Raw genomic sequence first — 8,146 nt, 5'->3', positions numbered from 1 at the left:
GGCCGGTGTGAACCGGCCTGAGGGCCCTCTTCGTACGTGCGGGGACCGCTACGGCAGCTGTGCTGCCCTTGCCTCGCGGCGGTTGCCGCGGAAGGTGTTCACGCGTCGCGCGGTGGCGAACAGCGGGATCACCGCGCCCATGACCACCTGGAGCGCACAGCCGGTCTGCAGGAGCAGCTGGCCGCCGGGAGCGTCGAACGCCCACGCCGCCAGGAGGCCCATCGCGCCGACGATCCAGCTGAGCATGGCGACCGCGAGGATGCCTCGCGGCTTCGGGTACTCGACCCGGCTCACCATCAGCCAGGCCACGCCGAGCACGGCGAGCAGAGTCGGGATGAAGGGCAGTTCCAGCAGGACGATCGAGACGACCGTGAGCGCTCCGAAGGGGCTCGGCATGCCCTGGAACATGCCGTCCTTCATGGTCACGCAACTGAACCGCGCAAGTCTCAGCACCACCGCCAGCAACACGACGATCGCGGCCAGTGCCGCCACCTTCTGCTGGGCGTCCTGCGCCACCATTCCGTACACGAGCACGAAGTAGGCGGGGGCGAGCCCGAAGCTGATCAGGTCGGAGAGGTTGTCCAGCTCCGCACCCATCGGCGAGCTGCGCAGCTTGCGGGCCACCAGTCCGTCGCACAGGTCGAAGATCGCGGCGAGCAGCATCAGGATCACGGCGGTGGCGGCGCTGCTGCGCGCCATGCCGGTCTCCGCGCTGCCCTGGAGGTGCGGAATGAGGATTCCGGTGGTGGTGAAGTACACCGCCATGAATCCGCACGTGGCGTTACCGAGCGTGAGGGTGTCCGCTATCGACAGCCTCAGACTGAGCGGCATGTCCTCCGCGTCGGCCTCGGCGTCGGCCTCCGGAACCCAGCCGGCCTGGGTCTCTGGATCAGTCACGGTCAATTCGGGTCACCCCCGCGGTAGTGGTTTGGCCCACCTCGACCGCTACCTCGACACCTTCCGGAAGGTAGATGTCCACGCGCGAACCGAAGCGGATCAGGCCGATCCGCTCGCCCTGCTCCACCTTGGTGCCCTGCGGGAGGTACGGAACGATGCGGCGGGCCACAGCGCCCGCGATCTGCACCATCTCGATGTCACCGAGCTCCGTGTCGAAGTGCCAGACAACGCGCTCGTTGTTCTCGCTCTCCTTGTTGAACGCCGGAACGAAACCGCCGGGCACGTGCTCGACGGACGTCACCGTGCCCGCGAGGGGCGCGCGGTTGACGTGGACGTTCAGCGGGCTCATGAAGATCGCGACGCGGGTGCGCCCGTCCTTCCACGGCATGATGCTCTGCACCACACCGTCGGCCGGCGAGATCACCCGGCCCTGGGCGATCTCGCGCTCGGGGTCGCGGAAGAACCACAGCATCCCCGCCGCGAGAGCGGTGGTGGGGACGGCTGCGGCGGCCCAACGGCCCGACTTGCGCGCCTTGGCCAGGGTGAGGGCCGCGGTGGCGACGGTCGGCAGGAGCCACGGCGATGCTCCGCGAGCAAGGCGACCCTTGGGGATGAGACCCGAGGAGACGCCGTCGCGTGGTGCAGAGGTTTGGCTGTGGGGCATGGAAGACCTTCGTAGCGGATGATGCCGCGCGGAGACGGGGGACGGCGGCTTTCCGGCGATGCTATCGGTTGCGGGGTGCAACTGGGCAAGCCGGAAAGAGAGTCAGCGGCCGGAAAGACGCCTGGAGAAGGTGACAGGGTGTGATCTTCTTCGCGTTGAAATCCACACAAAGAGAACAATCAGCCCTGAAGCCGGTATTCCTCCAAGAGTCGCCGACCAATGATCATTTTCTGGATCTCGGCGGTACCTTCACCGATCAGCAGCATGGGTGCCTCGCGGTAGAGGCGCTCGATTTCGTACTCCTTCGAGAACCCGTACCCGCCGTGAATGCGGAAGGCGTCCTCGACGACCTCCTTGCAGTATTCGGAGGCCAGGTACTTGGCCATCCCTGCTTCGAGGTCGTTTCGTTCCCCGCTGTCCTTTTTGCGCGCTGCATTCACCATCATCGCATGAGCGGCTTCGACCTTGGTGGCCATCTCGGCCAGCTTGAACTGGATCGCCTGGTGCTGGGCGATCGGCTTGCCGAAGGTGTGGCGCTGCTGGGCGTACGAAACACCCAACTCGAAGGCACGCTGAGCGACCCCGCAACCACGGGCCGCGACGTTGACGCGGCCGACCTCTACGCCGTCCATCATTTGGTAAAACCCTCGGCCGGTGGTCCCGCCGAGTACGCGATTGGCCGGAATGCGCAGTCCGTCCATGATCAACTCGGTGGTGTCCACCCCCTTGTATCCCATTTTGTCGATCTTGCCGGGAATGGTCAGACCTGGGCGGACCTCACCGAAGCCCGGCTCCTTCTCGACCAGGAACGTGGTCATCGACTTGTGCGGAGCGGTGCCCTCGGGGTGGCCCTCGTCACTGCGGCACAGGACGGCCACGAGCGTGGAGGTGCCGCCGTTGGTCAGCCACATCTTCTGGCCGTTGAGCACGTACTCTTCGCCGTCGCGGACGCCCTTGGAGCTGATCGCGGAGACGTCCGAACCGAGCGCCGGCTCCGACATCGAGAACGCGCCGCGCACCTCGCCGAGCGCCATCCGGGGCAGGAAGGTGTCCTTCTGCTCCTGCGTGCCGTGCTGCTTGAGCATGTACGCCACGATGAAGTGCGTGTTGATGATTCCGGACACACTCATCCAACCGCGGGCGATCTCTTCCACACAGAGCGCATATGTGAGAAGGGACTCACCCAGGCCGCCGTACTCCTCGGGGATCATCAGCCCGAACAGGCCGAGTTCCTTGAGGCCTTCGACGATCTCCGTCGGGTACTCGTCGCGGTGCTCCAACTGCGTGGCGACCGGGATGATCTCTTTGTCGACGAAGTTCCGGACGGTGGAGAGGATTTCCTGCTGGACGTCGGTCAGACCTGCGGTCTGGGCGAGACGGGCCATGATTACTTTTCCCTCACCTTGGGCTCGGGGCGGCCCGGCTGTTCGCCGCCGCGCTCCTTGATGTACGTCTCGGTCGGAACCATCACCTTGCGGCGGAACACGCAGACCACGGTGCCGTCCTGCTTGTAGCCCTTGGTCTCGACGTAGACGATTCCCCGGTCGTTCTTCGACTTCGAGGGGGTCTTGTCGAGGACGACGGTCTCGCCGTAGAGCGTGTCGCCGTGGAAGGTCGGCGCGATGTGCTTCAGCGACTCGACCTCCAGGTTGGCGATCGCCTTGCCCGATACGTCCGGGACGGACATGCCGAGGAGGAGGGAGTAGATGTAGTTGCCGACGACGACGTTCTTGCCGAAGTCGGTGGTCTTCTCCGCGTAGTTGGAGTCCATGTGGAGCGGATGGTGGTTCATGGTGAGGAGACAGAAGAGGTGGTCGTCGTACTCGGTGACCGTCTTGCCGGGCCAGTGCTTGTAGACCGCGCCGACCTCGAACTCCTCGAAGGTGCGTCCGAACTGCATGGTGATCAGGCCTCCGGGGCTTCGAACTTCGAGGTGCGCTGCAGACCGGCGGCCCGGCCCTTGCCCGAGACGACGAGCGCCATCTTGCGGCTGGCCTCGTCGATCATCTCGTCGCCGAGCATCGCGGAACCCTTCTTGCCGCCCGCCTCGGACGTGTAGAAGTCGTACGCGTCGAGGATCAGCTCGGCGTGGTCGAAGTCCTCCTGGGAGGGCGAGAAGATCTCGTTGGAGGCCTCCACCTGGCCCGGGTGCAGCACCCACTTGCCGTCGAAGCCGAGGGCCGCGGCGCGCTTGGCCACCTCGCGGTAGCCGTCCACGTTGCGGATCTGGAGGTAGGGGCCGTCGATCGCCTGGAGGTCGTTGGCGCGGGCCGCCATCAGGATCTTCATCAGGATGTAGTGGTACGCGTCCGCGCCGTAACCGGGCGGCTGCTCGCCCACGACCAGGGTCTTCATGTTGATCGAGGCCATGAAGTCGGCCGGGCCGAAGATGATCGCCTCGGTGCGGGGGGACGCCTCGGCGATCGCGTTGACGTTGTTCAGCCCGCGCGCGTTCTCGATCTGTGCCTCGATGCCGATCTTGCCGACCTCGAAGCCCATCGTCTTCTCGATCTGGGTCAGGAGCAGGTCCAGCGCGACGATCTGCTGGGCGTCCTGGACCTTCGGCAGCATGATGCAGTCGAGGTTCTGTCCTGCGCCCTCGACGACCGTCACGACGTCGCGGTACGTCCACTCGGTGGTCCAGTCGTTGACGCGCACGACGCGCGTCTTGCCGGTCCAGTCGCCCTCGTTGAGGAACTTGACGATGGTGTGCCGCGCCTCGGGCTTGGCGAGCGGGGCGCAGGCGTCCTCCAGGTCGAGGAAGACCTGGTCGGCGGGGAGGCCCTGGGCCTTCTCCAGGAAGCGGGGGTTCGACCCGGGGACCGCGAGACAGGAGCGGCGGGGGCGGAGACGGTTCACAGGCGTAGTCATGCGGGGACCTCCAGAGGGTCGAGCTTGTTCGCTTTCCGGATCTCGTCGACGATACGGCCGATGATCTCCGTGATGCCGAAGTCCTTCGGGGTGAAGACGGCGGCGACTCCCGCCCGCTTCAGTTCGACGCCGTCGGCGTTCGGGATGATCCCGCCGACGATGACGGGCAGTTCGGGTGCGCCCGCCTCCCGGAGCCGCACGAGCACGTCCGGGACCAGCTCGGCGTGCGAGCCGGACAGGATCGACAGGCCGACGCAGTGCACGTCCTCGGCGAGGGCCGCGTCGACGATCTGCTCGGGCGTGAGCCGGATGCCCTGGTAGACCACCTCGAAGCCCGCGTCGCGCGCGCGTACGGCGATCTGCTCGGCGCCGTTGGAGTGCCCGTCAAGGCCGGGCTTGCCCACCAGGAGGCGCAGCCGCCCGGAACCCAGCTCGTCGGCGGTCCGCCGCACCTTTTCCCGTACGAGGGCCAAGGGCGTGCCCGCTTCGGCGGTGACGGCCACCGGGGCGGAGGAGACCCCCGTCGGGGCGCGGAACTCGCCGAAGACGTCCCGCAGCGCCCACGACCACTCGCCGGTGGTGACGCCCGCGCGGGCGCACTCGACGGTGGCGGCCATCAGGTTGCCGGTGCCGGCGGCGGTCGCCTTGAGGGCCGCCAGGGACTCCTGGGCGCGCGTCTCGTCGCGGTTGTCGCGCCACTGGTGGAGGGCGGCGACGACGCGGGCCTCGTTCGCCGGGTCGACCGTCATGATCGCGGTGTCGAGGTCGGCGGTGAGGGGGTTGGGCTCGGTGGTCTCGTAGATGTTGACGCCGACGATCTTCTCCTCGCCGCCCTCGATGCGGGCCCGGCGCTCGGCGTGCGAGGAGACGAGCTGCGACTTGAGGTAGCCGGACTCGACGGCGGCCATCGCGCCGCCCATCTCCTCGATGCGCCGCATCTCGGCGAGGGAGTCGGCGACGAGCTCCTCGACCTTGGCCTCGACGACGTGCGACCCGGCGAAGATGTCCTCGTACTCCAGGAGGTCGCTCTCGTGCGCGAGCACCTGTTGGATGCGCAGGGACCACTGCTGGTCCCAGGGGCGGGGGAGCCCCAACGCCTCGTTCCAGGCGGGGAGTTGGACGGCGCGGGCGCGGGCGTCCTTGGAGAGGGTGACGGCCAGCATTTCGAGGACGATGCGCTGGACGTTGTTCTCCGGCTGGGCCTCGGTGAGGCCCAGGGAGTTGACCTGGACGCCGTAGCGGAAGCGGCGCTGCTTGTCGTTCTCGATGCCGTACCGCTCGCGGGTGATCTTGTCCCAGATGCGGCCGAAGGCGCGCATCTTGCACATCTCCTCGACGAAGCGGACGCCCGCGTTCACGAAGAAGGAGATACGGGCGACGACGTCACCCCTGCGGTCCTCGGGGACCTGCCCGGACGCGAACACCGCGTCCAGGACCGCGATCGCCGTCGACATCGCGTACGAGATCTCCTGGACCGGGGTCGCCCCCGCCTCCTGGAGGTGGTAGCTGCAGATGTTGATCGGGTTCCACTTGGGGATGTGGTTGACCGTGTACGTGATCATGTCGGTGGTCAGCCGGAGCGACGGGCCGGGCGGGAAGACGTGCGTCCCGCGCGAGAGGTACTCCTTGACGATGTCGTTCTGGGTGGTGCCCTGCAGCCGGTCCGGGTCCGCGCCCTGTTCCTCGGCGACCACCTGGTAGAGGGCGAGGAGCCACATCGCGGTGGCGTTGATGGTCATCGAGGTGTTCATCTGCTCCAGGGGGATGTCCTGGAACAGCCGCCGCATGTCGCCGAGATGGGACACCGGGACCCCGACCCGGCCGACCTCGCCGCGGGCGAGGACGTGGTCCGGGTCGTAGCCGGTCTGGGTGGGCAGGTCGAAGGCCACCGAGAGGCCGGTCTGGCCCTTGGCGAGGTTGCGCCGGTACAGCTCGTTGGACGCTTCGGCGGTCGAGTGACCGGCGTAGGTCCGCATGAGCCAGGGGCGGTCCTTCTTGCGTTCAGTCATCAGACTCAGACATTCCGGAAGCGGTTGATGGCGTCGATGTGGGTCTCGCGCAGCTCGTGGTTCCGGACGCCGAGGCCCTCGCGCGGGGCGAGGGCGAGGACGCCGACCTTGCCCTGGTGCAGGTTGCGGTGGACGTCGTACGCGGCCTGGCCGGTGTCTTCGAGCGAGTACACCTTCGACAGCGTGGGGTGGATCTTGCCCTTGGCGACCAGGCGGTTGGCCTCCCACGACTCGCGGTAGTTGGCGAAGTGCGAGCCGACGATCTTCTTCAGCGACATCCACAGGTACCGGTTGTCGTACTCGTGGTTGTAGCCGGAGGTGGACGCGCAGGTGACGATGGTGCCGCCCTTGCGGGTGACGTAGACGCTGGCGCCGAAGGTCTCGCGGCCCGGGTGCTCGAAGACGATGTCGACGTCCTCGCCGCCGGTCAGCTCCCGGATGCGCTTGCCGAAGCGCTTCCACTCGCGCGGGTCCTGGGTGTTCTCGTCCTTCCAGAACTTGTAGCCCTCGGCGTTGCGGTCGATGATCGCCTCGGCGCCCATCGCGCGGCAGATGTCCGCCTTCTGGTCGCTGGAGACGACACAGATCGGGTTCGCACCGCCCGCGAGGGCGAACTGCGTGGCGTAGCTGCCGAGTCCGCCGCTGGCGCCCCAGATCAGGACGTTGTCGCCCTGCTTCATGCCGGCGCCGTTGCGGGAGACCAGCTGGCGGTACGCGGTGGAGTTGACCAGACCGGGCGCCGCCGCCTCCTCCCAGCTCAGGTGGTCGGGCTTGGGCATCAGCTGGTTGGACTTCACGAGGGCGATCTCGGCGAGCCCGCCGAAGTTGGTCTCGAAGCCCCAGATGCGCTGCTCGGGGTCGAGCATCGTGTCGTTGTGGCCGTCGGAGCTCTCCAGCTCGACGGAGAGGCAGTGCGCGACGACCTCGTCACCGGGGTTCCAGGCGTTCACACCGGGTCCTGTGCGCAGCACGACGCCCGCGAGGTCGGAACCGATCACGTGGTACGGGAGGTCGTGACGCTTCGTCAACTCGCTGAGGCGGCCGTACCGTTCGAGGAAGCTGAAGGTCGACACCGGCTCGAAGATCGAGGTCCAGACGGAGTTGTAGTTGACCGAGCTGGCCATGACCGCCACCAGGGCCTCGCCCGGGCCGAGTTCGGGCACCGGCACGTCGTCGAGGTGGAGCGACTTGCGGGGGTCCTTCTCGCGGGTGGTGAGCCCGGCGAACATCTCCGTCTCGTCCTTGTGCACGGTGACCGCGCGGTACGACTCGGGGACGGCGAGGGCTGCGTAGTCCGCGGCAGTCGCTTCCTGCGACTGGATCGCGTCCAGGATTTCCTTCACGGGGGGCCTCCGGCGGTGCTTCGGGAGCTTGAGGGGGAGTGAGGGTGGAGGTGTGCCGTCGGTTCGGCGGTGATGCGGGTGGATCGGCAGCGCGGGGTGGTGCGCGGGAGGTTGCCTGTGACGCAGGCGTCCGGGCGCGCACACCGGGAGGTGTGCGGGGACAGCCGGCGTACGAGAAGTCTCTGCACGCCGGCCGCCCGGACAACTTCACGGTATGGCACCCCGTGACAACCCACAAGGCACTGAGTGCCATCAATTTATGAACGATGATCGATCAGTGCAGGTCAGAGGTGTGGAGGTGGTCGGAGTGGGCGTGCACATGGCGACGCCGCCCGGGCCGTTGAGGCCGGCCCGGGCGGCGG

General features: G+C 67.3%; 7 protein-coding genes. All 7 read right to left on the bottom strand.

Annotation, left to right across the window (positions count from 1 at the left end):
* Positions 1 to 48 precede the first annotated feature (48 nt).
* Positions 49 to 903 carry a CDP-diacylglycerol--serine O-phosphatidyltransferase gene (gene pssA / locus ACWGIG_RS34290; protein WP_453325603.1) on the bottom strand — a complete coding sequence of 285 codons (855 nt, stop codon included), beginning with the start codon at positions 901 to 903 and terminating at the stop codon, positions 49 to 51.
* On the bottom strand, positions 890 to 1,561 hold the full coding sequence (locus ACWGIG_RS34285) for a phosphatidylserine decarboxylase (RefSeq protein WP_398411314.1): 672 nt from the start codon (positions 1,559 to 1,561) through the stop codon (positions 890 to 892). Before ACWGIG_RS34285 ends, pssA begins: the two co-directional genes overlap by 14 nt.
* A gap of 179 nt (positions 1,562 to 1,740) precedes the next feature.
* A complete protein-coding gene (locus tag ACWGIG_RS34280) occupies positions 1,741 to 2,946 on the bottom strand; it encodes an acyl-CoA dehydrogenase family protein (RefSeq protein ID WP_453325602.1) in 1,206 nt (401 codons plus the stop codon).
* Positions 2,947 to 2,948: 2 nt separating this feature from the next.
* Positions 2,949 to 3,461 carry a MaoC family dehydratase gene (locus tag ACWGIG_RS34275; protein WP_453325601.1) on the bottom strand — a complete coding sequence of 171 codons (513 nt, stop codon included), beginning with the start codon at positions 3,459 to 3,461 and terminating at the stop codon, positions 2,949 to 2,951.
* Positions 3,462 to 3,466: 5 nt separating this feature from the next.
* Positions 3,467 to 4,432, bottom strand: coding sequence for an HpcH/HpaI aldolase/citrate lyase family protein (locus ACWGIG_RS34270; protein ID WP_453325600.1), 966 nt, complete (start codon positions 4,430 to 4,432; stop codon positions 3,467 to 3,469).
* A complete protein-coding gene (locus ACWGIG_RS34265) occupies positions 4,429 to 6,441 on the bottom strand; it encodes a protein meaA (protein WP_453325599.1) in 2,013 nt (670 codons plus the stop codon). Before ACWGIG_RS34265 ends, ACWGIG_RS34270 begins: the two co-directional genes overlap by 4 nt.
* A gap of 5 nt (positions 6,442 to 6,446) precedes the next feature.
* On the bottom strand, positions 6,447 to 7,784 hold the full coding sequence (gene ccrA / locus ACWGIG_RS34260; protein ID WP_453325598.1) for a crotonyl-CoA carboxylase/reductase: 1,338 nt from the start codon (positions 7,782 to 7,784) through the stop codon (positions 6,447 to 6,449).
* Between the last annotated feature and the right edge of the window lie 362 nt (positions 7,785 to 8,146).

The sequence above is a fragment of the Streptomyces sp. NPDC054863 genome, assembly GCF_053610825.1.
Note: the sequence above shows the minus strand (reverse complement) of the source record. Positions and strands in the feature narration are given on the sequence as shown.

Coding starts and splice junctions, on each gene's coding strand:
- ACWGIG_RS34285 (WP_398411314.1), bottom strand. CDS start 1,561: ATGCCCCACAGCCAAACCTCTGCACCACGCGACGGCGTCTCCTCGGGT.
- ACWGIG_RS34280 (WP_453325602.1), bottom strand. CDS start 2,946: ATGGCCCGTCTCGCCCAGACCGCAGGTCTGACCGACGTCCAGCAGGAA.
- ACWGIG_RS34265 (WP_453325599.1), bottom strand. CDS start 6,441: ATGACTGAACGCAAGAAGGACCGCCCCTGGCTCATGCGGACCTACGCC.
- ACWGIG_RS34270 (WP_453325600.1), bottom strand. CDS start 4,432: ATGACTACGCCTGTGAACCGTCTCCGCCCCCGCCGCTCCTGTCTCGCG.
- ACWGIG_RS34275 (WP_453325601.1), bottom strand. CDS start 3,461: ATGCAGTTCGGACGCACCTTCGAGGAGTTCGAGGTCGGCGCGGTCTAC.